Source organism: Streptomyces sp. NPDC091412 (assembly GCF_044756885.1).
In the GTDB taxonomy this organism is placed as follows: domain Bacteria; phylum Actinomycetota; class Actinomycetes; order Streptomycetales; family Streptomycetaceae; genus Streptomyces.
On sequence record NZ_JBIVTV010000024.1, the window covers coordinates 57,188 to 80,807 of the forward strand.

Here is a 23,620-nt window from a genome sequence, read left to right on the forward strand (position 1 = left end):
GGCTCCGCATCTCCTCAACACCGAAGGAAGTTCACATGAAGCTCCGCAAGGCCACCGCCGCCTCGGCCGTCGTCCTCGCCCTCGCCCTCTCGGCGACGGCGTGCGGCTCGAACGACAAGAAGGACGAGGGATCGTCGGGCGGTGGCGGCAAGATCAAGGTCGGCATCAAGTTCGACCAGCCCGGCCTCGGTCTGAAGCAGCCCGACGGCTCGTTCTCCGGTTTCGACGTGGACGTGGCCACCTACGTGGCCAAGGAACTCGGCTACAAGCCCGACCAGATCGAGTGGGTCGAGACCAAGAGCGCCGACCGTGAGAACGCGCTGGCCCGCGGCGACGTGAAGTTCATCGTGGCCACGTACTCGATCAACGACGAGCGCAAGCAGAAGGTCGACTTCGCCGGACCGTACCTGCTGGCCCACCAGGACCTGCTGGTCAAGGCGGACTCGGACATCTCCAAGGGCACGGACCTCAACGACAAGAAGCGGAAGCTGTGTTCCGTGACCGGCTCCACCTCGGCGCAGAACGTGCAGAAGTCGATCGCCCCGAAGGCCAACCTGCGTGAGTACGGCGGCTACTCGGAGTGCGTCGCCGGCCTGCAGAGCGGTGCCGTCGACGCGCTGACCACCGACGACTCGATCCTCGCGGGCTTCGCCTCCCAGGACAAGTACAAGGGCCAGTTCAAGCTCGCCGGGCTCAAGCTGAGCAACGAGAACTACGGCATCGGTGTCAAGAAGGGCGACACCGCGACCGTGGACAAGATCAACTCCGCGCTGGAGAAGATGGTCGGCGACGGTTCGTGGGATTCCGCGATCAAGAAGAACCTCGGCCCGGCGAACTACAACAACGAGCCCGCCCCGAAGATCGGCGACATCGTCAAGTGACCCGGTTCGTCCGGTAAGCAGGGGTCCGCAGGCCTCGCAGGGTTCCCTGGGCGCGCCGCCGCCCGCCGCGCTCACGGCGGCGGCGCGCCACGCCCTCCTCGTACGCCACACACCCGGAAGCGCGGGAGATCGTGTTCGACTTTCTTCAAGGTTACGACGTCCTAGGGGCGTTCTGGATGACGGTGAAACTCACCGTCCTCTCCGCCCTGGGCTCGCTGGTCTGGGGCACCCTGCTGGCCGCGATGCGGGTCAGTCCGGTTCCGGTGATGCGCGGCTTCGGCACCGCATACGTCAACATCTTCCGGAACATCCCCTTGACGGTGCTCATCGTCTTCACCTCCATCGGCCTCGCCGACACCTTCGGGGTGACGATGGGCGCGTCCGACTTCAAAGTCCAGGGCTTCCGGCTGGCGGTGCTCGGGCTCGTCGCCTACCACGCGGCCTTCGTCTGCGAGGCGCTGCGCTCCGGCATCAACACCGTGCCGGTCGGACAGGCGGAGGCGGCACGCGCGATCGGGCTCAACTTCAGCCAAACCCTGCGCCTCATCGTGCTGCCGCAGGCGTTCCGCGCGGTGATCGGACCGCTGGCCAACGTACTGATCGCACTGACCAAGAACACGACCGTGGCGGCCGCGATCGGTGTGGCCGAGGCCGCCTACCTGATGAAGAAGATGATCGAGAACGAGGCCCAGACGCTCGCCATCGGCGCCGTCTTCGCCCTCGGGTTCGTGGTCCTGACCCTGCCCGTCGGCCTTTTCCTCGGCTGGCTCGGCAAGCGACTGGCGGTGAAGCGATGAGTTCCGTGCTCTACGACGCCCCCGGCCCCCGGGCCAAGCGGCGCAATGTGATCCTCTCCGTCGTCTTCGTCGCCCTGCTCGCACTGCTCGTGTGGTGGATCTGGTCGACGATGAACGACAAGGGCCAGCTCAAGTGGACCCTGTGGCAGCCCTTCTCCACCTCCGCGGCCTGGACGACGTACCTGCTGCCCGGCCTCGGCAACACGCTGAAGGCCGCGGCGCTCGCCATGGTCATCGCCCTTCCGCTGGGCGCGCTCTTCGGCATAGCCCGGTTGTCCGACCACCGGTGGATCCGGGTTCCGGCCGGTGTGGTGGTCGAGGTCTTCCGGGCGATCCCGGTACTGCTGCTGATGCTGTTCGCCAACGAGTTCTACGTCCGCTCCACGGGCATCGCCAGCGACGAGCGCCCCCTCTACGCGGTCGTCACCGGCCTGGTGCTCTACAACGCCTCGGTTCTCGCCGAGGTCGTACGGGCCGGCATCCTGGCCCTCCCCAAGGGGCAGACGGAGGCCGCCTACGCGATCGGTCTGCGCAAGGGCCAGACGATGAGCGGCATCCTGCTCCCGCAGGCGGTCACCGTCATGCTGCCGGCCATCGTCAGCCAGCTGGTCGTCATCGTGAAGGACACCGCGCTGGGCGGCGTGATGCTCGGCTTCACCGAACTGCTGAACTCCCGCAGCACGCTCGCGGCCAACTACGCCAACGTCATCGCCAGCTTCATCGTGGTGGCCATCATCTTCATCCTGCTCAACTTCGCCCTCACCAGCTTCGCGAGCTGGCTCGAGCGCAGGCTGCGCCGCAGCAAGCGGAGCACCGGCGTCGTCCTCGCCGCGGACGACGAGGAGGTCAACCCCGCCCAGGTCGGCGGCACCTACGGAACGGGTACGGGCGGCTCGATCTGACGGCCGCTCAGGCGGCTTGGAGGAACCCGACGGGGGTGTGGTGGCCGGTGCCGCCGCACCCCCGTCGGCGTTCGGCGCCGAGCAAGGAGCACGGCGGTCGGCCGCGCTCACGAGTCGCCGCACGGCGCACGCCACCGCGCACCTGGAGCACCGGCGTGCGTCCCGCTTGACCGGCTGGCGCCCAGTCTGTTGCATACGTTCTGTGATCGTGCACCGTGCTCCGGCTTCCTGTTCACCTGTGACCCCCAGGACACCACTGCTGGCAGGGGGCGCCGCGCCGTGGACCCGGTGATCGTTGTCGGAGCGGGGCCCGTCGGGCTCACGCTCGCCCTGGCGCTGGCGCGTCAGGAGGTGCCGTCCGTCGTGCTCGACGAGGGACCCGGCGCGGACACGCCGCGTGCCGCGCGCACGGTCGTCCTGCGCGAGGACACCGCCGCGCTCGTGGAGCGTCTGGCCGGTGCGCCGCTCGGCGGGGCCGGGCTCCGTTGGGCCGGATGGCGGTCGCTGCGGCGCAAACAGGTGATGCGCGAGATCACCTTCGACGACGCCGAACCCGCACCGCTGCACATCGCCCAGCACGTGCTGACCGGCGCCCTGCGCGCGGCCGTCGCCCGCGAACCGCTGGTCGAACTCGCCGTGGACAGCCGCCTCGACAGCATGGAGCAGGAGTCCACGGGAGTCACCGTCCACACCCGCGGCCCGGGCGGCACATGGTGGCGCGGCAGTTACCTGGTCGGCTGCGACGGCCCGCGCTCGACCGTGCGCAAGCTCCAGGACATCCGCTTCCCCGGCCGTACGGCCGTCGAGCGGCACGCCGTCGCCGCGGTGCGCACCGAACTGCCCCGGCCCGGCGAAGCGTTCCTCCACCGGCTGCCGCCGTGGCGGACGACCGGCCCCTTCGCCGGGGAGATCGCCGCCCGTCCGCTCCCGGACGACGTGTGGCGGCTGGACTGGCTGCTGCCGCCCGGCAAGGACCTGGTCACACCCGAACTGCTGCTCGCCCGCATCCGGGAGACCCTCGCCGGCTGGACCGGCGAAACCTCGCCGTCGTACGAGCTCCTGGACACCGGAGTCCACACGGTCCACCACCGGGTGGCCCGCCGCTGGCGCGCCGGGCGGGTCTTCCTCGCCGGGGACGCGGCCCACCTGCTGGGCGCGCTCGGCACTCAGGGTCTCGACGAGGGCCTGCGGGACGCCGACAACCTCGCCTGGAAGCTGGCGCCGGCCTGGCACCACGGGCCGCACGAGGGGCTGCTGGACAGCTACCAGACCGAACGGCGCGCGATCGTCGCCGCCCGGCTGCGCGCCGCCGACCAGCTGCTGCCGGTGCTGCGCGGGGGCGGCGGACTGCGGTCCTTCGTGCCCGGGTCCGGCCGTGGACACGACGCCCTGCTGATGGACGGCCATCTGGGGCGCGGGCCGCTGGGCGCGCCGGGGGCGTACGCGGACTCACCTCTCACGCCCCCGCCCCTCGACGGGGAGGTGCTCGTGGACACGCCGGCCGGCGCCCCGGTCGCCGACGTGGCGGTCACCGCGGAGGACGGTTCCTGCGTGCCGCTGAGGGACCGGCTGGGCCACGGCGCGCTGCTCGTGGTGCTGATCGCGCCGGGCACGGGTGTGTGGGAGCGCCGGCACTGGGTGGGCGCCGGCATCATGCCCCGGCTGGCCGCCGCGGTGACCGCGCTGCCGCACCCCGCCGAGCTGCTGGTCGCCGAGAGCTACCCGGGTGCCGCTCCCCACACCGTCCTCCTGGTACGGCCCGACGGGCACCTGGTCACCGCGCTGAGCGGGGTGCGCCCGGCCGACCTGTACACCGCGGCGGAGACGGCGCTGGGCGGCGCCGGACATGCCGAGGACCGTGCCGAGGCGGGCGCGCGCTGACCGCGGAGCCCTGTGGACCGTACGCGCCGTGCGGTCCACTGGGTGGCGGCGAGTTGACCGGTCGGTACCGCCATGGTCTACTCCGGAACGTGACCGACACCGATGTGCGCCTGTGGCGGAGGGTCCACATGGACCTCGTCCGCTATGCGGGCTGCGTGTGTCGTCCGGCCTGTTGAACTCGCCTTCCCTCCCTCGGCGCGCCGCCTCATTCGCACACTCCCGTACGTCCTTCGTCCGTACCCTGTGCCGCCGCGCGCCTTTCGCGAACGCTCCTCAGGACGGTGCACGTGTCTGTCTCGCCCCTCGGCCCCTCGGCTCCCGATCTCTCCCCTGACGCCTCCCCACCCGCCCTGCCCGCGCCCTCCGTACGGGAGCCGACGCAGGCGGAACTCCTCGACTTCGTACGGCGCGCCGCCGCCGACACCGCGCTGATCGCCTCGCTTCCGCTCGACCCGGAGGGCCGCACCTGGGTGCGCCTGGAGGGGCCCGGTGGCAGCGAGGCCTGGCTGATCGGCTGGCCGCCCGGCACCGGCACGGGCTGGCACGACCACGCCGACTCGGCGGGCGCCTTCGTCACCGCGGCGGGCGAGCTGAAGGAGAACTCGCTCGCGGCCCGGCTGCCCACCGACGGCTGGAAGACCCTCGAACTCACCGAGGGGGTGGACCGCGAACGGCGGCTCCCGGCGGGGCGGGGCCGCTCCTTCGGCCGTCACCACGTGCACGAGGTGCTCAACGAGTCCACCGACCGGCACGCCGTCTCCGTGCACGCCTACCATCCGCCGCTGCCCCGCATCCGCCGCTACAGCCGCACCGGGCAGACACTGCGCCTGGAACAGGTCGAGCGCCCGGAGGACTGGCAGTGAGCACACCCCAACCACCCGTCGGAATCGACGAGTTGCTGGAGCGGATCCGTCAGGGCTACGAGCGCGTCGAGGCGCGCGAGGCGTACACGGCCGCCCGCGCCGGCGACGCGCTCCTGGTGGACATCCGCTACGCGGCCCTGCGTTCGAGGGACGGCCTGATACCGGGCGCCCTCGTCGTGGAGCGCAACGAACTGGAGTGGCGGCTGGACCCGCTGGGCAGCCACCGTGTCCCCGAGGCCACCGGCCACGATCTGCGCGTGGTCGTCGTCTGCAACGAGGGCTACGCGTCGAGTCTCGCGGCCGCTTCCCTGCACCAGCTGGGGCTGCTCCGGGCGACCGACCTGGTGGGCGGCTTCCAGGCATGGCGCTCGGCCGGGCTGCCGGTGACGCCGTGGGACGGCAGCGTTCAGTCGTCGTAGAGGGAATCGCACGCCAAGCCCGTGCGCTCCCCGTGGTGGTCCGCGCCTCCCGGCGCCGACCGCCCGGCGGGCGCCGGCTCAGTAGCCCTCGTCGGCCAGGAAGTCCGTGTCCTCGCCCTCCTCCTCCAGCGCCTGCCGGACGACGCGCAGGGCCAGGCCCTCGGAGTAGCCCTTGCGGGCGAGCATCCCGGCGAGGCGGCGCAGCCGTTTGTCGCGGTCGAGGCCGCGGGTGGAGCGCAGTTTGCGGGCGACGAGTTCGCGCGCGGTGGCCTCCTCCTGATCGGCGTCGAGCCGGCCGACCGCCTCGTCGATCAGTGCCGCGTCGACGCCCTTGGTCCGCAGCTCCCGGGCGAGCGCACGCCGGGCCAGTCCGCGCCCGTGGTGCCGGGACTCCACCCAGGCGTCCGCGAACGCGCTGTCGTCGAGCAGCCCGACCTCCTCGAACCTGGACAGGACCTCGTCCGCCGCCTCGTCCGGGATCTCCCGCTTGCGCAGGGCGTCCGCGAGCTGCTTGCGGGTGCGCGGGGTCCCGGTGAGCAGGCGCAGGCAGATGGCGCGCGCCCGCTCCACCGGGTCCCCCGGAGGCTCCCCCTGCTCAGCCCTCGGCAAGGAGAAGGTGCCCCCGTCCTCGGCGGACGCCTCGCCGAAGCCGCGCCGACGGCGTCCGCGTCCACCGTGCGACCCGCCGTCACGCGAGCCGCCCCGGCGCGCACCACCCACGGGTGGGCCACCCGCGCGCCGCTGTCCGTCGTCGTCCCAAGGCACACCAGCGTCCGGCTCGGCATCCCCGTGCATGCCGTCTCCGTCCGTGCCCGAGCCGAGCGCGTCCCCGGTGCCCCTCCCCCGTGGGGCACCGAAGGCGGCGTGCTCGTACGCCTGCTCGTGCTCGTACTCGGCCCAGTCGGTTCGCCGTGTCACGGGTCAGCTCTTGGCCGAGGAGGCCTTGGGCTTGGTGGCCTTGGCGGGCGCCGTCTTGGCCGCGTCGTCCGCGGCGGTGGTGACCGCGGCGTCCGCGCCCGGCTCCGCGGCCGGCTCCTGCGGCCGTACGCCGACGCCCAGCTTCTCCTTGATCTTCTTCTCGATCTCGTTGGCCAGGTCGGGGTTGTCCTTGAGGAAGTTGCGCGCGTTCTCCTTGCCCTGGCCGAGCTGGTCGCCCTCGTACGTGTACCAGGCGCCGGCCTTGCGGACGAAGCCGTGCTCCACGCCCATGTCGATCAGACCGCCCTCGCGGCTGATGCCCTGGCCGTAGAGGATGTCGAACTCGGCCTGCTTGAAGGGCGGCGCGACCTTGTTCTTGACGACCTTGCAGCGGGTCCGGTTGCCGACCGCCTCCGTGCCGTCCTTCAGGGTCTCGATACGGCGGATGTCGATGCGCACCGAGGCGTAGAACTTCAGGGCCCGGCCACCGGTCGTGGTCTCCGGGGAGCCGAACATCACGCCGATCTTCTCGCGGAGCTGGTTGATGAAGATCGCGGTGGTCTTGGACTGGTTGAGCGCGCTGGTGATCTTGCGCAGGGCCTGGCTCATCAGCCGGGCCTGGAGACCCACGTGGCTGTCGCCCATCTCGCCCTCGATCTCCGCACGCGGGACGAGCGCGGCGACGGAGTCGATGACGATGAGGTCGAGGGCGCCGGAGCGGACCAGCATGTCCACGATCTCCAGGGCCTGCTCGCCGTTGTCCGGCTGGGACAGGATGAGGTTGTCGATGTCGACGCCGAGCTTCTTCGCGTACTCGGGGTCGAGGGCGTGCTCCGCGTCCACGAACGCGACCTGGCCGCCCGCCTTCTGCGCGTTCGCCACCGCGTGCAGGGTCAGGGTCGTCTTACCGGAGGACTCCGGTCCGTAGATCTCCACGACTCGGCCGCGCGGCAGGCCACCGACGCCGAGGGCCACGTCGAGCGCGGTCGACCCGGTCGGGATGACCTCGATCGGCTCCCTCGACCGCTCGCCCATGCGCATGACCGCGCCCTTGCCGAATTGTCGTTCAATCTGTGCGAGCGCGGCGTCGAGCGCCTTCTCGCGGTCGGTTCCTGCCATGGGTTCCACCCGGTTTGCTTGAGTCGATCGCTTCACGTCAAAGACGCTAACGCCTGCCACTGACAATGCGCCCCGACGCACGTCCGGCCTGTGGATAACTCAGGCACTTCTCCCCCCGAACCGGGGCGAAATCCCTTCCGTTGAGCCTCGCCGGAGCTTCCATGAGAATGGATGTTCGATTTTCGTGTCAAGCGCACCCGCCGGCGCCCTGCCGAGCACGTCCTGTCGAGTACGCCCTACCGGGCCCGCCACAGACGGCGCGCGCGGGCGAGCAGGCCCGGGACCGGGCCGCGTCCGCGGTGGCCGTGGACGCGGGGGTCGTCCGTGACGGCGTACCGCTTCACATAGGCGCCCAGGAAGGCCTGGAGGGTGGCGACCGCGGGAATGGCGATCAGCGCGCCCACGGCGCCGAGCAGGGCGGTGCCGGCGATGACCGAGCCGAAGGCGACCGCAGGGTGGATGTCCACGGTCCTCGCGGTCAGCTTGGGTTGCAGCATGTAGTTCTCGAACTGCTGGTAGACCACCACGAAGACCAGCACCCACAGCGCGTACCAGGGGTCGACCGTGAAGGCGATCAGCATCGGCAGGGCGCCCGCGAGATAGGTCCCTATGGTGGGGATGAACTGCGAGACCAGGCCCACCCAGACAGCGAGCACGAGCGCGTACGGCACTCCCAGGGCCTGGAGCAGGACGTAGTGGGCGATCCCCGAGACGAGTGCCATCAGGCCGCGCGAGTACAGGTAGCCGCCGGTCTTGTCGACCGCTATCTCCCACGCGCGCAGCACCTCCGCCTGCCGGGCGGGCGGCAGCAGGGAGCAGATGGTGCGGCGCAGCCGCGGACCGTCGGCGGCGAAGTAGAACGAGAACAGCGCGATCGTCAGCAGCCGGAACAGGCCTCCGAGCACCTGGGCGGACACGTCGAGCACGCCCGCGGCGCTGTTCTGCGCGTACTTGCGCAGCCAGTCGGAGTGGAGCAGCCCCTCCTGCACGTCCACCCGTCTGAGCTCGGTGTCGAACGCGGTGTTGACCCAGTTGATGACGGAGTCGAGGTACTCCGGAAAGCCCTCGACCATCTTGATGATCTGCCCGGCGAGCATCGAGCCGAGCAGCGTCACGAAGCCCGCCGACGCGATCGTCAGACCGAGGAAGACCAGGAAGGTCGCGAACCCCCGCCGCATCCCGCGGGAGGCCATGCGGCTGACCGCGGGCTCGATGGCGAGGGCCAGGAAGAACGCGATGAGGACGTTGAGGAGCAGGCCGGTCAGCTGGTGGAAGGCCCAGCTGCCGAGCTGGAAGGCGGCGACGAGGCCGATCGCGAGCACCATGGCCCGCGGCAGCCAGCGGGGCATACGGGCGCCCGGCCCGGCTGCGCCCTCGGCCGGTACCGGAGACCGGGGAGGCGGTGTCGTAGCGAACGGGGATGCGTGCGGGGCCGTCTGCCCGGTCTCGTCAGTGGGTGCCACGGTGCAAGTCTCGCCGACGCCGCCGGCAACCCGGCACCGGCCCGCGTTCCTCGGGTCCGGTCAGTGCCTCTCCCGCGGGACGTGCATGACCTGGCACACCACGCGCCACACGTCCTTCGCGTCCCAGCCGGCCGCCAGCGCCTCGTGCACCGTGCGCCCGCCGAGCTCCGACATCACGTGGTCGCGCGCGAAGGTGTCGGCGTACCCCGTGCCGAAGTGCTCCGCCATCCGCTCCCAGAAGACCGTCAACCGCATGATCCCAGTATCCCGCCCCTGCGGGTGACCTCGTTCCGGGGCCACCTGGGGAGACCGCTTTCCGCCCTACGGTCTGACGCATGGCCGAGACCGGAGCTCCTCCTCCCCCGCCGCCCCCGCCGCCCCCGGCTTCTCCCCCGCCGCCCCCGGCTCCTTCCCCGCCGCCCCCGGCTCCTTCCCCGCCGCCCCCGGCTCCTTCCCCGCCGCCTCCGGCGTCCTCTCCGCTGTTCCGCGCCGAGCACTTCGTGTGGCTCACCGCGCGCGTGCTGGAGCAGCGGCTTTTCGCGTACCACTTCCTGAACGGCGGCGCGGATCCGGTGGAGACCGCGCTGGACGCCTACCGCAACGAGGACGGCGGATACGGTCACGCGCTGGAGCCCGATCTGCGCGGCCCCGTAAGCCAGCCGCTGCACACCGCGCACGCGCTGCGTGTGCTGGACACCGTCGGCCGCTGCGGCGGACAGCGGGTGGAGCGCGTCTGCCGCTATCTGACCTCCGTCTCCACCCCCGACGGCGCGCTGCCCGCGGTCCACCCCGGCCAGCGCGGCTATCCGGCGGCCCCCTTCGTGCCGGTCGTGGACGACCCGCCGAGCGACCTCCTGGCCACCGGACCGGTGGTGGGCCTGCTGCACCGCAACGAGGTGTGGCACGCCTGGCTGTTCCGGGCCACCGACTTCTGCTGGCAGCGGGTCGAGTCCCTGGCGACCTCCCATCCGTACGAGATCGAGGCGGCCGTCACCTTCCTGGACTCGGCACCCGACCGCACACGCGCGCGTGCGGCCGCCGACCGGCTCGGCCGTCTCGTGCGCGACGGGCGCCTGGCGCTGCTGGACCCGGAGCGGCCGGAAGCCTACCCGGTCGCACCGGGCTACGCCCCCGGGGAGCACCACTTCCCGCACGACTACGCGCGGACACCCGGCTCCCTCGCGCGCGCGTGGTTCACGGACGAGGAGATGAAGCGCTCCCTGGACCACCTGGCCGGCCGTCAGGAGGAGGACGGCGGCTGGCCGGTCACGTGGCACCAGTGGGCTCCGGGCACCGCGCTGGAGGCACGCCCCATGGTCACGATCGAGGCGCTGCGCACCCTCAGGGCCTACGGCCGGCCCATCGGCTGAACCGCCGCCGGTACGCGCCCCGGCTCACCCCGTCAGGGCCCGCACCCCGGCCGTCACCACCACGGCCGCCCCGACCACCACCAGGAACGGCGCCCGCAGCAGCAGCGCCACGGCGGCGGCCGCGAGCCCGGCCGCCCGCGCGTCCAGCACGAGCGTGTGCCCGTCGGCGAACGTCTGCTGGGCGGTGAGCGCGGCCAGCAGGGCGACGGGCAGCAGCGCGGCGAGCCGCTTCACCAGCGGCCGTTCCAGGGCACCCGCGGGGACGAGCAACCCGGCCAGCTTGACGGCATAGCAGCCGACAGCGGTCACTGCCACCGCGATCCAGATGTTCAACGATCTCCCTCTCGTACGTCGTCACGGGCGCCGCTGCCGCGACGGCCCCGCAGGTACAGCACGGCCGGCGCGGCGAACGCGGCCGCCAGGACCGGCACCCCGGCCGGCAGCACGGGCAGCAGACCGAGCCCGAGCAGTACGGCCAGAGCGGCGACGGCCCGCTCAGTGGCGGTCTTCAGCATCGGCGCCAGCAGCGCCAGGAACACGGCCGGCCCGGCCGCGTCCAGACCCCAGGCGTCGGTGTCGCCGAGGGCCTTGGCGCCCAGCGCGCCCAGCAGCGTGGTGAGGTTCCACAGCACGTAGAGGGTGACCCCGGTGACGGTGAAGCCGATCCGCGCGCTGCGCCGCGTGGGCTGGGCCAGCGTCACCGCGGTGGTCTCGTCGATGACCCATTGGGCCGCGAACGGCCGCACCGCGCGCGGGAGGGCCAGCAACTGCGACAGGCGCAGCCCGTAGAAGGCGTTGCGCACGCCCAGGAAGAAGGCGCCCGCGGCCGCCGTGAACGGGTTGCCTCCGGCCGCCAGCGCCCCCACCAGCGCGAACTGGGATGCCCCGGTGAACACCAGCAGGCTGAGCGCGCACGTCTGCCAGAGCGTGAGCCCGCTGCCCGCCGAGGTCACCCCGAAGGCGAACCCGGACAGTCCTACGGCGACCCCGACCCCCAGGGCGTCCCGTACGACGGCGGCGTCGGGCTTTCCTCCGTCGTCGGCGCGTATGTCTGCGAGAGCTGTCTGTTCTGCCACGGCGTCGAGGGTAGGAAGAGCCGGGACCTGGAGTCTTGTACGTTCTTGCGCTCGCGCTGGTAGGCCCCCGGCGGCACGCCCACGATCCGGGAGAAGTGCCGGCTCAGATGCGACTGGTCGGTGAAGCCGACGGCGACGGCGGCCTGGGAGGGCGCGGTGCCCGCGTCCAGCAACCTCCTGGCCCGGCGCACCCGGGCGTCGGTCAGCCAGGTGTGCGGCGGCATTCCGTAGGCGTTGCGGAAGGCCCGCAGCAGCGCGAACGGGCTGCTGCCCAGGTCGGCCGCCAGTCTCTCCAGACTCGGCGGCTCGGCCATCCGCTCCTCCAGGACGGCACGCGCGCGTGCCGCGGTCCGCGCCCCCGCCGTCCGTATCTCCCGCTGCGGCAGCGCCCCGCCGTTGAGCCGCAGCAACCGCGTCACGGCGACCCGCAGCAGGGTGTCGGCCGCCAGCGCGTTCCCCTCGTCCGCGGCCCGCAGCACCTGGTGCACCAGGCCGACGGCGTACGGATCGTCGAGCACGGGACGGACGAAGCCCGGCGTCCCGCGAATGCCCGTGGTCTCCCCGGCGATCCCGGCGACGAGCTCCGGCGACGGATACACCGCGCCGTACCGCCACCCCTCGGGCACCGCCGCCCGTCCGGTGTGCGATGTGTCGGGATTGACCAGCGCCAGCGTCCCCGGGCCCGCGTACTGATCGGACCCCCCGTGGTGGAACACCTCCACGCCCTCGACGATGGCGGCGATCACGAAGTGCTCGTGGGTGTGCCGCACGAACTCCTTGCGGACGTAGCGGGCCCGCAGCAGATCGACACCGGGCAGTTCCTCGTACCGCCAGTGCCGCGCCCGTTCCTCACCCGCTGCCGCCATACCCCCGATTCTCCGTCGTCGGCGCGGCTCCACCAGTGTGGGGGCCGCCTCGGGCGACGCCGGGCACGCCCAGGCCGGAGGGCGTTGTCAGTGGCCGGGTGCACGATGGACACATGGTCAGCGACGCACACCGGGCCCTCGACGGCTTCTCCCCCGCGACCCGCGGCTGGTTCACGGGGGCGTTCTCCGCGCCCACCGCCGCCCAGGCGGGGGCGTGGCAGGCCATCGGCGAGGGCTCGGACGTGCTGGTGGTGGCCCCGACCGGCTCCGGCAAGACCCTCGCCGCCTTCCTCGCCGCGCTCGACCAGCTCGCCTCCACCCCGCCCCCGGCCGATCCGAAGAAACGCTGCCGGGTGCTGTACGTCTCCCCGCTCAAGGCCCTCGCCGTGGACGTGGAGCGCAACCTGCGCAGCCCACTGACCGGTATCCGCCAGGAGTCCGTCCGCCGCGGCCTGCCCGAGCCGGAGGTGAAGGTCGGCATCCGCTCCGGCGACACCCCGGCGGCCGAGCGCCGAGCCCTGTCCACCCGCCCGCCGGACATCCTGATCACCACGCCCGAGTCGCTCTTCCTGATGCTGACCTCGGCCACGCGGGACGCTCTGACCGGTGTGGAGACGGTGATCCTGGACGAGGTGCACGCGGTGGCCGGCACCAAGCGCGGCGCGCACCTCGCGCTGTCCCTCGAGCGCCTGGACGAGCTGCTGCCGAGGCCCGCCCGCCGCATCGGCCTGTCCGCGACGGTCCGCCCGGTCGACGAGATCGCCCGCTATCTGTCGCCCCGCCGCAAGGTGGAGATCGTCCAGCCGGAGTCCGGAAAGGAGTTCGACCTGTCGGTGGTCGTCCCGGTCGAGGACCTGGGCGAGCTGGGCGGATCCCCGGTCGCCGACGGCGGCGACGGGGCGGAGCGGCCCTCGATCTGGCCGCATGTCGAGGAGCGGATCACCGACCTGGTCCAGGCGCACCGCTCGACGATCGTGTTCGCCAACTCCCGCCGGCTCGCCGAGCGCCTGTGCAACCGGCTCAACGAGATCGCCTACGAGCGGGCGACCGGCGAGTCCCTGGACGAACACCACTCCCCCGCCGAGCTGATGGGCGGCTCCGGCGCGGCGCACGGCGCGCCGCCGGTCATCGCCCGCGCGCACCACGGCTCGGTCTCCAAGGAACAGCGCGCCCTGGTCGAGGAGGACCTCAAGGCGGGCCGGCTCCCCGCGGTGGTCGCCACCTCCAGCCTGGAGCTGGGCATCGACATGGGCGCCGTCGACCTCGTCGTCCAGGTCGAGTCCCCGCCCTCGGTGGCCTCCGGACTGCAACGGGTCGGCCGCGCGGGACATCAGGTCGGCGCGGTCTCCACCGGCGTGGTCTTCCCGAAGTACCGCGGCGACCTGGTCCAGGCCGCGGTGGTCACCGAGCGGATGCGCTCCGGTGCCATCGAGTCCCTCAAGGTGCCCGCCAACCCGCTGGACGTCCTCGCCCAGCAGCTCGTGGCGATGACGGCGATGGACACCTGGCAGCTGGACGACCTGCTCGCCCTGGTCCGCCGGGCGGCGCCGTTCGCCTCACTGCCGGAGTCGGCGTTCACCGCCGTCCTGGACATGCTCGCCGGCCGCTACCCGTCCGACGCGTTCGCGGAGCTGCGCCCGCGCGTGGTGTGGGACCGCGTCGCGGGCACGATCACCGGCCGCCCCGGCGCGCAGCGCCTCGCCGTCACCTCCGGGGGCACGATCCCCGACCGCGGCCTGTTCGGGGTGTTCCTCGCCGGCTCGGACCCCAAGAAGGGCGGCGGCCGGGTCGGCGAGCTGGACGAGGAGATGGTCTACGAGTCCCGGGTCGGCGACGTCTTCACGCTCGGCACGAGCTCCTGGCGCATCGAGGACATCACGCGCGACCGGGTCCTGGTCTCGCCCGCGCCGGGCGTGCCGGGCCGGCTGCCGTTCTGGAAGGGCGACCAGCTGGGCCGCCCGCTGGAGCTGGGTCGCGCGGTGGGCGCGTTCCTGCGCGAGGTGGGCTCCCTGCCGGAGGAGGACGCGCGGCTGCGCCTGCTGGCCGCCGGCCTCGACGCGTGGGCCGCGGACAACGTCCTGTCGTACCTGGAGGAGCAGCGCGCCGCCTGCGGGCACGTCCCCGACGACCGGACGATCGTCGTGGAGCGGTTCCGCGACGAACTGGGCGACTGGCGGGTCGTGGTGCACTCCCCCTTCGGCGCCCAGGTGCACGCCCCCTGGGCGCTGGCGCTGGGCGCCCGTCTGTCCGAGCGGTACGGCATGGACGCGCAGGTCATGCACGCCGACGACGGCATCGTGCTGCGTCTGCCCGACGCCGATCTGATGGGCCTGGACCTGCTCGACCAGGAGCCGGTGAAGGCCGGCCTGGAGTACGACGCGGAGCAGGCGCCCGTCGGGGCCGCGGACGTCACCTTCGACAAGGGCGAGATCGACCAGACCGTCACCGACCAGGTCGGCGGCTCGGCCTTGTTCGCCTCCCGCTTCCGCGAGTGCGCCGCCCGCGCGCTGCTGCTGCCGCGCCGCAACCCGGGCAGGCGCACCCCGTTGTGGCAGCAGCGCCAGCGCGCCGCCCAACTACTCCAGGTGGCAAGCGAGTTCGGCTCGTTCCCGATCGTCCTGGAGGCGGTCCGCGAATGCCTCCAGGACGTCTTCGACGTGCCGGGCCTGGTCGAGCTGATGGGCGACGTCGAGTCCCGCAAGGTGCGCCTGGTCGAGGTCACCACCCCGGAGCCGTCCCCGTTCGCACGTTCGCTGCTGTTCGGGTACGTCGCCCAGTTCCTTTACGAGGGTGACTCGCCGCTCGCCGAGCGCCGCGCCGCCGCGCTGTCCCTGGACTCGCGGCTGCTGTCCGAGCTGCTGGGCCAGGCGGAACTGCGCGAACTGCTCGACGCCGAGGTGCTGGTGGAGCTGGAGCGCGAGCTGCAGTGGCTGACCGAGGACCGCCGTGTGAAGGACGTCGAGGGCGTCGCCGACGTACTGCGGCTGCTCGGTCCGCTCTCGGAGGCCGAGCTGGCCGAGCGGGGCGCCGAGCCCGGCTGGGCGCGCGAACTGGCCGGGGCGCGCCGGGCCATCCGGGTCCGGATCGCCGGAGCCGACCACTGGGCCGCGATCGAGGACGCGGGCCGGCTGCGCGACGCGCTCGGCACCGCGCTGCCGGTGGGCGTCCCGGAGGCGTTCACCGAGCCGGTGAAGGATCCGTTGGGCGACCTCCTGGCGCGCTATGCCCGCACCCACGGCCCGTTCACGTCGGCGTCGGTCGCGGCCCGCTTCGGCCTGGGCGTGGCGGTCACGGAGGGCGCGCTCCAGCGGCTCGCCGCGGGCGGCCGCGTCGTGCAGGGCGAGTTCCATCCGGCGGGCATCGGCCAGGAGTGGTGCGACGCGGGCGTGCTGCGTCGGCTGCGCCGGCGTTCGCTGGCCGCGCTGCGGCACGAGCTGGAGCCGGTGCCGCCGGCCGCGCTCGCGCAGTTCCTGCCGCAGTGGCAGCACATCGGCAGGGGGCACGGGCTGCGCGGTGTCGACGGACTGGTGCGCGCGGTCGAGCAGTTGCAGGGCGCGTCCGTGCCCGCCTCCGCGCTGGAGAAGCTGGTCCTGCCGTCCCGCGTGGCGAACTACACCCCGTCGATGCTGGACGAACTCACCGCGGCCGGCGAGGTGGTGTGGGCGGGCGCGGGCGCGCTGCCCGGAAAGGACGGCTGGGTCTCCCTGTACCTGGCGGACACGGCCCCGCTGCTCCTGCCGCCCCCGCACCCGCTGGAGCCGACCGCGCTCCACCAGTCGGTCCTGGACGCCCTCTCCGGCGGATACGGCCTGTTCTTCCGTCAGATCGCCGACCAGGTCCGCGCGACCACCCACCCCGAGGCCACGGATCCCCAACTGGCCGACGCGCTGTGGGACCTGGCGTGGTCCGGCCGGCTCACCAACGACACGCTCGCCCCGATGCGCTCCCTACTGGGCTCGGGCCGCACCGCGGGTTCCACCGCGCACCGGGCCAAGCGCGCGGTCCCGCGCGGGCGTTACGGATCGCTGACGGCCGCGGCCCGCACCGCGTCCCGCAGCGGCCCGCCGACCGTCGCCGGCCGCTGGTCGCTGCTGCCGGTTCACGACCCCGATCCCACCGTGCGCGCCCACGCCCTGGCCCGTACGCTCCTCGACCGGCACGGCGTGGTCACGCGGGGCGCGGTGGGGGCGGAGGGCGTCGAGGGCGGCTTCTCTGCGGTGTACCGGGTCCTGTCCGCCTTCGAGGACAGCGGCCAGGCCCGGCGGGGCTACGTGGTGGAGGGCCTGGGTGCCGCGCAGTTCGCGATGGACGGCGCGGTGGACCGGCTGCGCGCGGTGGCGAACGCCCGTGAGCGGGGCGAGGGCCTGCCCGGCGCGATCTCCGGGGGCGGTGGTCCCGACGGCTTCGGTTCCCCCGACGGCTCGCGGGCCCCCGATGGCATCGATTCCGGCTTCCCCGCCGCCGAACTCAGCCGTGACTTCGGCGGTGACCTCGGCGGCGACGTCGACTGGCTGGACTCGGGCCGCCCGGCCCCCGGTGACTACGTCTCGCCGAGGGATCTCGCCTCACCGGGTCGCGGTGGCCCGAGGGGCGGCGGGCAGGCCTTCCCGTACGGCAACGGCTTCGGCGACCGCCGTGCCCGTACCGCCGACACCGGACCCCGAGGGGTCGTCCTCGCCGCCGCCGACCCCGCGAACGCCTACGGCGCCGCACTCTCCTGGCCCGAGCCGCCGACCGGCGCGGGACACAAGCCGGGCCGCAAGGCCGGCTCCCTGGTGGTGCTCGTCGACGGCGAACTGGCGCTGTACATGGAGCGCGGCGGCAAGACGCTGCTGGCCTGGCCGGCCGACCCGGACGGCGCGGCCGGTGACGACCCACGCCTGCGTGCGGCCGCCGAGGCGCTCGCCGAGGCCGCCCGCGCGGGCTCGCTGGGCACGGTGACGGTGGAGCGGGTCAACGGCGCCTCGGCCCTGACCTCCCCCCTCGGCGCCCTCCTGGAAGGAGCGGGGTTCATCGCGACCCCGCGCGGACTGCGCCTGCGCGCCTGATCCGGGACAGCGGGAGCCACCCACACGCGCACCCGTACGTGTCGCCCTCCCGCACGTGTCACCCTTGACCCATGCCCGAAGGCGACACGGTCTGGCAGACCGCGAGGCGGTTGCACGACGCCCTCGCGGGCAAGGTGCTGACCCGCAGCGACTTCCGGGTGCCGAAGTACGCCACGGTCGACCTCACCGGCCGCACCGTCCTGGACACCGTCTCCCGCGGCAAGCACCTGCTCACCCGTTTCGAGGGCGGCCTCACGCTGCACTCGCACCTGCTGATGGAGGGCGCCTGGAGGGTGTACGGCACCGGCGAGCGCTGGAAGGGCGGCCCCGGCCACCAGATCCGCGCCATTCTCGGCGCCGCCGACCGCGCGGCCGTCGGCTACCGCCTCCAGGTCCTGGAGCTGCTGCGCACCTCGGAGGAGGACCGCACCGTCGCCCACCTCGGCCCGGACCTCCTCGGCCCCGACTGGGACCCCGACCTGGCCCTGGCCAACCTCCTGGCCGAGCCGGGCCGCCCAATCGGCGAGGCCCTGCTCGACCAGCGCAATCTCGCCGGCATCGGCAACGTCTACAAGAGCGAGCTGTGCTTCCTGCTCGGCGTGACCCCGTGGCTGCCGGTCGGCACCCTGCCCGCCGACCGCGCCGCGCGGCTGCCCGTCCTGGCCAAGAAGCTCCTGGAGGCCAACCGCGACCGCGTCGTCCGCCGGACCACCGGTCTGCGGGGCCAGGACCTGTTCGTGTACGGCCGGGCACCCCGCCCCTGTCTGCGCTGCGGCCTCTCCGTCCGGGTGGCCGACCAGGGCGACGGCTCCCAGGAGCGGCCCACGTACTGGTGTCCGAGCTGCCAGGCAGGCCCCGCACCACAGCCGGGCACCGCGCAGAAGTGGCGGGACCGCCATCCCCGCGCCACGGGCTGATATCCCCGCGCCACGGGCTGATATCCCCGCACGACCGACTGATTTCCCCGCACCACCGCTTGACCGCCCCGTCCTTCGCTACGTCCCGGATTCCTCGTCCGGGCGGTGAGGCGGCGATGCCGTCGCGGCGCCGAACGGCCATCCCCCGCCGGCGGACGGCGGCCCACCGAAGACGCCGTACGGCCACCCTCCGGAGGCGGGAAACGGCGCCCCACCGCCCTCCGCGAGCGCCGGCGCCTCAAGCCCCTTGTCCTCCCTCGCCTCCGGCCCCTCGTCCGGCCCCTCGTCCGGTACTTGCGCCGGCCCCTCCTTACGGGCCTCCTTGGGCACGCAGTGCACGGGCAGCAGGCTCAGACCCCATCCCCCGGCCGCGACGGCCCCCTCCAGCACCCCCGCCTCGCCCGACAGCAGCAGCCGCAGCACCGCCCACCACCACGCCGCACCGAGCCCCAGAGCGGCCCCCCAGCGCACTATCGGCCCCGCCATCGCACCCACCACCACCTCCAGCCGACGCCGGACCGCCGCACTGGCCTCCACGATGGCGGCACCGCCCGGCACCGGCAAACGGGCGCGGCGAAACCCGGCGTAAACCCCCGGACAAGGTGAAGGCCCCGGCCGCGCTCCTCCAGGTCTCCCCGGAGAAGCCCCGGCCGGGGCCTCCTCACTCACGTGTGCGTAGGTTCACGCGCGCGTGCGACAGGTCACGCGGCGACCACGTCCACCGCCTCGGCGGCGGGCGCCTTGATGGTCACCCGTTCCGGTGGCACACCGGTCACCGACACGGAACCCAGCATCGGGCGAACCGGCGTGGGCACGGGCTCGGTGGCCGCAGCAGACTGGGCCAGCTCGGCGAGGGCGAGCTCGTCGCTCACTTCCCGCATGAGCTCGGACATCCGTACGTCCAGCGCGTCGCAGATGGCGGCGAGCAGCTCGGAGGAAGCCTCCTTCTGCCCCCGCTCCACCTCGGATAGATAGCCGAGCGAGACTCGGGCGGACGAGGAGACTTCGCGCAGAGTACGGCCCTGGCGCTGGCGCTGCCGACGCAGCACGTCACCCAGCAGGCGACGGAGCAGAATCATCGGTGGCTCCCTCCTCGGACCGCGTAGCCGCATCCTTCACGCCCCACCGTACCGCCTTGCGCCGCGGCCGTGCGGGGAGCGATGTCGTGTTCACTCAGGGCTGCAAACATCAAAACCCCCCGTTCCGTTCCGTATCCTGTGCCCGCTCATTTCCGGTCTGTTCGCCCGCGATCTGCTCCAAAAGCAGTGCAAGCACGCTCCGTACACTCTCCATACGAATTTCCGCCCGGTCGCCGTTCAACCGCAGCGCGGCCGTTTTCCCGCAGCGGTCGACGCCGGTTTCCGTCACGCGCGGCCCGGCCACGGCCACGAAGACCGTCCCGACCGGCTGCCCGTCCTGGGGGTCGGGACCGGCGACTCCGGTGGTCGCGATGCCCCAGTCGGCTTCCAGGGCTTTCCGCACCCCGGCCGCCATCTGGGCCGCGACCTGCGGATCCACCGCTCCTCGCTCGGCCAGCAGGGTGGCGTCGACGCCGAGGAGCCGGTGCTTGAGCTCGGTGGCGTAGGCGGTGACCGAGCCCCGGAACACCTTCGACGCCCCCGGCACCGCGGTGATCTCCGCCGCGACCAGGCCACCGGTCAGCGACTCGGCCACGGCGACCGTCTCGCCCCTCGCCGTGAGTAGTGTCACTACGTCGACGGCCGGCGAACTCACGCTTGCGACTCCTCCAACGCGGCACGCTGCTCGGCGATTCCCCGCCTGCGCAGCATGATGGCCTGTCTCACATAGTCGAGGCCCGTGACCACGGTCAGCACGACCGCCGCGGCCATCACCCAGAACCTCAACGTGGCCAGCCAGCCCGTCAGCGCCAGCACGTACATCCCGACGGCCACGCCCTGCGTGAGCGTCTTCAGCTTGCCGCCGCGGCTCGCGGGGATGACGCCGTACCGGATGACCAGGAAGCGCAGGAGCGTGATCCCCAGTTCCCGGCCGAGGATCACCCCGGTCACCCACCAGGGCAGATCGCCGAGCCCCGAGAGGCAGATCAACGCCGCCCCCATGATCGCCTTGTCGGCTATGGGATCGGCGATCTTCCCGAAGTCGGTGACGAGGTTGTACGTCCGCGCCAGATGGCCGTCGAACAGGTCGGTGATCATGGCGATGGCGAAGGCCGCCCAGGCCAGCGACCGCCACGCCGGGTCGTACCCGCCCTCGGCCAGCATCAGCGCCACGAAGCAGGGCACGAGGAGCAGCCGGAGCATGGTCAGCAGATTGGCGACGTTCCACACACTCGCCTGGTTCACGGCGGCGGCCGCGATCTTCCCGCCCCGCGGTGCCTTGCCGGAGCCCTGCGCCCGCGCGGTCTCATCGGCCGCACCCGTCGCACCGGAACCGGCAGGAGCGGCGGAAGCGGCAGGTCGGGAAGCCTGGGAGGCGCGGGAAGCGCCCGAAGCCCCGTCTGCGCCGGCGCGGCGCGAGGCCGCCCCCGCGGCCCTCCCCTGCGCGCCCGAGGAGCCGCCCGCGGCGGATGCCGGGACTCCCGTCATCTGCCCGCCTCCTCGCTCCACGCGAACGTGCCCACCAGCGGCTCGGCCACCAGGTCGACGCCTTCCGTGCCGACCACCTTCGCCTCGACCATACGACCGACGTCCAGGCCCTCGCCGCCGACGAGCAGCACCTGGCCGTCCGTCTCCGGTGCCTGGTGCGCCGCCCGGCCGCGGACGCCCTCCTCGGCGTCCACGGACTCGACCAGCACGTGCACCGTCTGACCGACGCGCTCCTCGGCCCGCTGGGAGACGAGTTCCTCGGCCAGCCGGGAGACGCGCGCCAGCCGCTCGGCGACGACGTCCTCGTCGAGCTTGCCGTCGTACGTCGCCGCCTCCGTGCCCTCCTCGTCGGAGTAGCCGAAGACGCCGATGGCGTCCAGGCGCGCGCCGTTCAGGAACCGTTCGAGCTCTGCCAGGTCGGCATCGCTCTCGCCGGGGAAGCCGACGATGAAGTTGGACCGCACGCCGGCCTCGGGGGCCTTGGAGCGGATGGTGTCGAGCAGTTCCAGGAAGCGGTCGGTGTCGCCGAAGCGGCGCATGGCGCGCAGCACGCCGGGCGCGGAGTGCTGGAACGACAGGTCGAAGTAGGGGACGACCTTCGGGGTGGAGGTCAGGACGTCGATCAGCCCGGGACGCATCTCGGCCGGCTGGAGGTAGCTCACCCGCACCCGCTCGACGCCCCCGACCTCGGCGAGCTCGGGCAGCAGGGACTCCAGGAGGCGGATGTCGCCGAGGTCCTTGCCGTAGGAGGTGTTGTTCTCGGAGACCAGCATGATCTCCTTGACGCCCTGCTCGGCCAGCCACCGCGTCTCGTTCAGCACATCGCTCGGGCGGCGGGAGATGAACGAGCCGCGGAAGGACGGGATGGCGCAGAACGAGCAGCGCCGGTCGCAGCCGGAGGCAAGCTTGACCGAGGCGACCGGGGCGCCGTCCAGGCGGCGGCGCAGCGGCGCGCGCGGGCCGGAGGCCGGGGCGACACCTTCCGGGAGGTCCGTGGGGCCGTGCCCCGGAATGGCCACCTCCGTGCCGGCGTCCTGCCGCTCGGCCGGGCTGATCGGCAGGAGCTTGCGGCGGTCGCGCGGGGTGTGCGCGGCGTGGATGCCGCCGCTCAGGATCGTCTGGAGGCGGTCGGAGATGTCCGCGTAGTCGTCGAAGCCGAGCACGCCGTCGGCCTCCGGGAGGGCCTCGGCGAGTTCCTTGCCGTACCGCTCGGCCATGCAGCCGACCGCAACCACCGCCTGGGTTCTGCCGTGGTCCTTGAGGTCGTTGGCCTCGAGGAGGGCGTCGACGGAGTCCTTCTTGGCGGCCTCCACGAAGCCACAGGTGTTGACCACGGCGACGTCCGCTTCCGCGGCGTCCTCCACGAGCTGCCAGCCGTCCGCCTCCAAACGGCCTGCGAGCTCCTCCGAGTCCACCTCGTTACGGGCGCAGCCGAGAGTGACGAGTGCGACGGTACGGCGTTCAGGCATGGGCTCAAGACTACTTTGTCTCTCCGACCGCCCAAGTCGACGGGGTTGGCCGATCTTGGCCAACCCCGTACTCGCCTGTCTGTCCGGCCCTTTGTGTACGGGCCGCCCGTCTACCGCTACCCGACCTGCGGGTCGCCCTTGGTGTACGTGAGGCGCTCCACGGCGCCCGGCTGGAACTGGTCCTCGATCTTCTTGCCGTTGACGTACAGCTGGATCGCGCCGGCGTCGCCGAGGATCAGGTTGATCTTGGAGCTGTCCTGGAAGGTCTTGGACTCGCCCTTCTGCAGGAGCCCGTCGAAGAGCATCCGGCCGTTGTGGTCCTTGGCCGAGATCCAGCTGCGCCCGTTGTCGGCGCTGACCTGCACGGTCACCTTGTCCTGCGGCGCGGCCGCGATGGCGCTGTCGGACGGCGCCGGTGCCGGGTGGGCGGGCTTGCTGCCCTTCGGTGTGGGCGAGGCCGACGTACCGGCCGTGGGCGTGGCGCCCTCGCCGATCTGTCCCTTGGCGCTCGTGTCGTCGCCGCCGCCCTTGACGGCCGTGAAGCCGACGAAGCCGATCACGACGACGATCGCCGCGACCATGGCCGCGGTCCAGTTGGGCCCGCGCCGTTCCGGGCGGATGCGTTCCGCCTCGAACAGGGGGGCGGCCGGGGTCGGGGCGGGGCGGCCGCCGTGCTCGGCGTCGAAGCGCTCGATCAGCGGGGCCGGGTCGAGGCGCACGGCCTTCGCCAGGTTCCGGATGTGGCCGCGGGCGTAGACGTCGCCGCCGCAGGGCGCGAAGTCGTCGGCCTCGATGGCGTGCACGATGGCGACGCGGACCCGGGTGGCGCTGCTGACGTCGTCGACGGTCAGCCCGGCGGCCCTCCGCGCCTCCTTCAGGGCACGGCCGACGGAGGGGCGGGCTTCCTCGGAAACGTCTTCGAAGGGACGCTCGTCTTCAGGGGAGTTGCCGATGGACACGGGGGCGCCTTTCGAGCGTGTAGCCGCCTGTGCTGGAGGTTCAGTCTAGGGAGGTGCCAAAGGGTGAAGCGACCCGGCGGTGGACTTTGTACGCCATCGGAATGG

The 23,620-nt window shown here is 72.7% G+C and carries 23 protein-coding genes; 10 read left to right on the forward strand and 13 right to left on the reverse strand.

Annotated features, from left to right (window positions below):
• Positions 1-35: 35 nt before the first annotated feature.
• The 7 genes from ACIQMV_RS34750 (at position 36) to ACIQMV_RS34780 (ending at position 5,743) form a co-directional block, all read left to right on the forward strand.
• Positions 36-881, forward strand: a complete 846-nt coding sequence (locus tag ACIQMV_RS34750) for a glutamate ABC transporter substrate-binding protein (protein WP_141357697.1) — start codon at positions 36-38, stop codon at positions 879-881.
• 131 nt (positions 882-1,012) lie between these two features.
• Positions 1,013-1,678, forward strand: a complete 666-nt coding sequence (locus ACIQMV_RS34755) for an amino acid ABC transporter permease (protein WP_141357699.1) — start codon at positions 1,013-1,015, stop codon at positions 1,676-1,678.
• A complete protein-coding gene (locus ACIQMV_RS34760; protein WP_402597155.1) occupies positions 1,675-2,580 on the forward strand; it encodes an amino acid ABC transporter permease in 906 nt (301 codons plus the stop codon). Before ACIQMV_RS34755 ends, ACIQMV_RS34760 begins: the two co-directional genes overlap by 4 nt.
• 279 nt (positions 2,581-2,859) lie before the next feature.
• Positions 2,860-4,461: an FAD-dependent monooxygenase gene (locus tag ACIQMV_RS34765; protein WP_402597156.1), complete on the forward strand. Its 1,602-nt coding sequence runs from the start codon at positions 2,860-2,862 to the stop codon at positions 4,459-4,461.
• A 104-nt stretch (positions 4,462-4,565) separates the two neighbouring features.
• Positions 4,566-4,637: a putative leader peptide gene (locus tag ACIQMV_RS34770; protein ID WP_324838480.1), complete on the forward strand. Its 72-nt coding sequence runs from the start codon at positions 4,566-4,568 to the stop codon at positions 4,635-4,637.
• Between the two features lie 111 nt (positions 4,638-4,748).
• Positions 4,749-5,324 carry a cysteine dioxygenase gene (locus tag ACIQMV_RS34775; RefSeq protein ID WP_402597157.1) on the forward strand — a complete coding sequence of 192 codons (576 nt, stop codon included), beginning with the start codon at positions 4,749-4,751 and terminating at the stop codon, positions 5,322-5,324.
• Entirely contained in the window at positions 5,321-5,743 is a 423-nt protein-coding gene (locus tag ACIQMV_RS34780; protein ID WP_141357705.1) for a rhodanese-like domain-containing protein, read from the forward strand. Before ACIQMV_RS34775 ends, ACIQMV_RS34780 begins: the two co-directional genes overlap by 4 nt.
• A 78-nt stretch (positions 5,744-5,821) precedes the next feature.
• Here ACIQMV_RS34780 and recX read toward each other — a convergent pair whose 3' ends face one another.
• From recX to ACIQMV_RS34800, 4 genes are all read right to left on the reverse strand, one after another.
• A complete protein-coding gene (gene recX, locus ACIQMV_RS34785) occupies positions 5,822-6,661 on the reverse strand; it encodes a recombination regulator RecX (protein ID WP_402597158.1) in 840 nt (279 codons plus the stop codon).
• A gap of 3 nt (positions 6,662-6,664) precedes the next feature.
• Positions 6,665-7,780, reverse strand: a complete 1,116-nt coding sequence (gene recA / locus ACIQMV_RS34790; RefSeq protein WP_141357709.1) for a recombinase RecA — start codon at positions 7,778-7,780, stop codon at positions 6,665-6,667.
• Between the two features lie 236 nt (positions 7,781-8,016).
• Positions 8,017-9,243 (reverse strand): AI-2E family transporter, encoded by a 1,227-nt coding sequence (locus tag ACIQMV_RS34795; RefSeq protein ID WP_402597159.1) that lies wholly within the window; start codon positions 9,241-9,243, stop codon positions 8,017-8,019.
• Positions 9,244-9,303: 60 nt separating this feature from the next.
• Positions 9,304-9,498, reverse strand: a complete 195-nt coding sequence (locus ACIQMV_RS34800) for a DUF3046 domain-containing protein (protein ID WP_141357713.1) — start codon at positions 9,496-9,498, stop codon at positions 9,304-9,306.
• A gap of 245 nt (positions 9,499-9,743) precedes the next feature.
• Between ACIQMV_RS34800 and ACIQMV_RS34805 the strand changes: the two genes are divergently transcribed.
• The gene (locus tag ACIQMV_RS34805) at positions 9,744-10,613 is read left to right on the forward strand and encodes a hypothetical protein (RefSeq protein ID WP_402597160.1); all 870 of its coding nucleotides are present in this window, start codon (positions 9,744-9,746) and stop codon (positions 10,611-10,613) included.
• A gap of 24 nt (positions 10,614-10,637) precedes the next feature.
• Here ACIQMV_RS34805 and ACIQMV_RS34810 read toward each other — a convergent pair whose 3' ends face one another.
• The 3 genes from ACIQMV_RS34810 to ACIQMV_RS34820 are packed head-to-tail and all read right to left on the reverse strand — an operon-like array spanning position 10,638 to position 12,555.
• On the reverse strand, positions 10,638-10,946 hold the full coding sequence (locus ACIQMV_RS34810) for an AzlD domain-containing protein (protein ID WP_141357715.1): 309 nt from the start codon (positions 10,944-10,946) through the stop codon (positions 10,638-10,640).
• Entirely contained in the window at positions 10,943-11,689 is a 747-nt protein-coding gene (locus tag ACIQMV_RS34815) for an AzlC family ABC transporter permease (RefSeq protein ID WP_141357717.1), read from the reverse strand. Before ACIQMV_RS34815 ends, ACIQMV_RS34810 begins: the two co-directional genes overlap by 4 nt.
• Positions 11,590-12,555: an AraC family transcriptional regulator gene (locus tag ACIQMV_RS34820; RefSeq protein ID WP_401772638.1), complete on the reverse strand. Its 966-nt coding sequence runs from the start codon at positions 12,553-12,555 to the stop codon at positions 11,590-11,592. The genes ACIQMV_RS34815 and ACIQMV_RS34820 overlap by 100 nt, the downstream gene beginning before the upstream one ends.
• Positions 12,556-12,668: 113 nt before the next feature.
• On the opposite strand from ACIQMV_RS34820, the gene ACIQMV_RS34825 reads away from it, so the two are divergent.
• Complete coding sequence (locus ACIQMV_RS34825; RefSeq protein ID WP_402597161.1) at positions 12,669-17,603, forward strand: ATP-dependent helicase; 4,935 nt, start codon at positions 12,669-12,671, stop codon at positions 17,601-17,603.
• A 71-nt stretch (positions 17,604-17,674) separates the two neighbouring features.
• Complete coding sequence (locus ACIQMV_RS34830) at positions 17,675-18,520, forward strand: Fpg/Nei family DNA glycosylase (RefSeq protein ID WP_402597162.1); 846 nt, start codon at positions 17,675-17,677, stop codon at positions 18,518-18,520.
• Between the two features lie 78 nt (positions 18,521-18,598).
• On the opposite strand, the gene ACIQMV_RS34835 is transcribed toward ACIQMV_RS34830, so the two are convergent.
• The 6 genes from ACIQMV_RS34835 to ACIQMV_RS34860 form a co-directional block, all read right to left on the reverse strand.
• Positions 18,599-19,006: a hypothetical protein gene (locus ACIQMV_RS34835; RefSeq protein WP_402597163.1), complete on the reverse strand. Its 408-nt coding sequence runs from the start codon at positions 19,004-19,006 to the stop codon at positions 18,599-18,601.
• A gap of 215 nt (positions 19,007-19,221) precedes the next feature.
• Positions 19,222-19,599 carry a helix-turn-helix domain-containing protein gene (locus ACIQMV_RS34840; RefSeq protein WP_100570760.1) on the reverse strand — a complete coding sequence of 126 codons (378 nt, stop codon included), beginning with the start codon at positions 19,597-19,599 and terminating at the stop codon, positions 19,222-19,224.
• 109 nt (positions 19,600-19,708) lie between these two features.
• Positions 19,709-20,254, reverse strand: coding sequence for a CinA family protein (locus tag ACIQMV_RS34845; RefSeq protein WP_141357725.1), 546 nt, complete (start codon positions 20,252-20,254; stop codon positions 19,709-19,711).
• A complete protein-coding gene (pgsA, locus tag ACIQMV_RS34850; protein ID WP_402597164.1) occupies positions 20,251-21,087 on the reverse strand; it encodes a CDP-diacylglycerol--glycerol-3-phosphate 3-phosphatidyltransferase in 837 nt (278 codons plus the stop codon). Before pgsA ends, ACIQMV_RS34845 begins: the two co-directional genes overlap by 4 nt.
• Positions 21,084-22,556 (reverse strand): 30S ribosomal protein S12 methylthiotransferase RimO, encoded by a 1,473-nt coding sequence (rimO, locus tag ACIQMV_RS34855; protein WP_402597165.1) that lies wholly within the window; start codon positions 22,554-22,556, stop codon positions 21,084-21,086. Before rimO ends, pgsA begins: the two co-directional genes overlap by 4 nt.
• Positions 22,557-22,672: 116 nt before the next feature.
• Positions 22,673-23,515, reverse strand: a complete 843-nt coding sequence (locus tag ACIQMV_RS34860; protein ID WP_401772622.1) for a helix-turn-helix domain-containing protein — start codon at positions 23,513-23,515, stop codon at positions 22,673-22,675.
• Between the last annotated feature and the right edge of the window lie 105 nt (positions 23,516-23,620).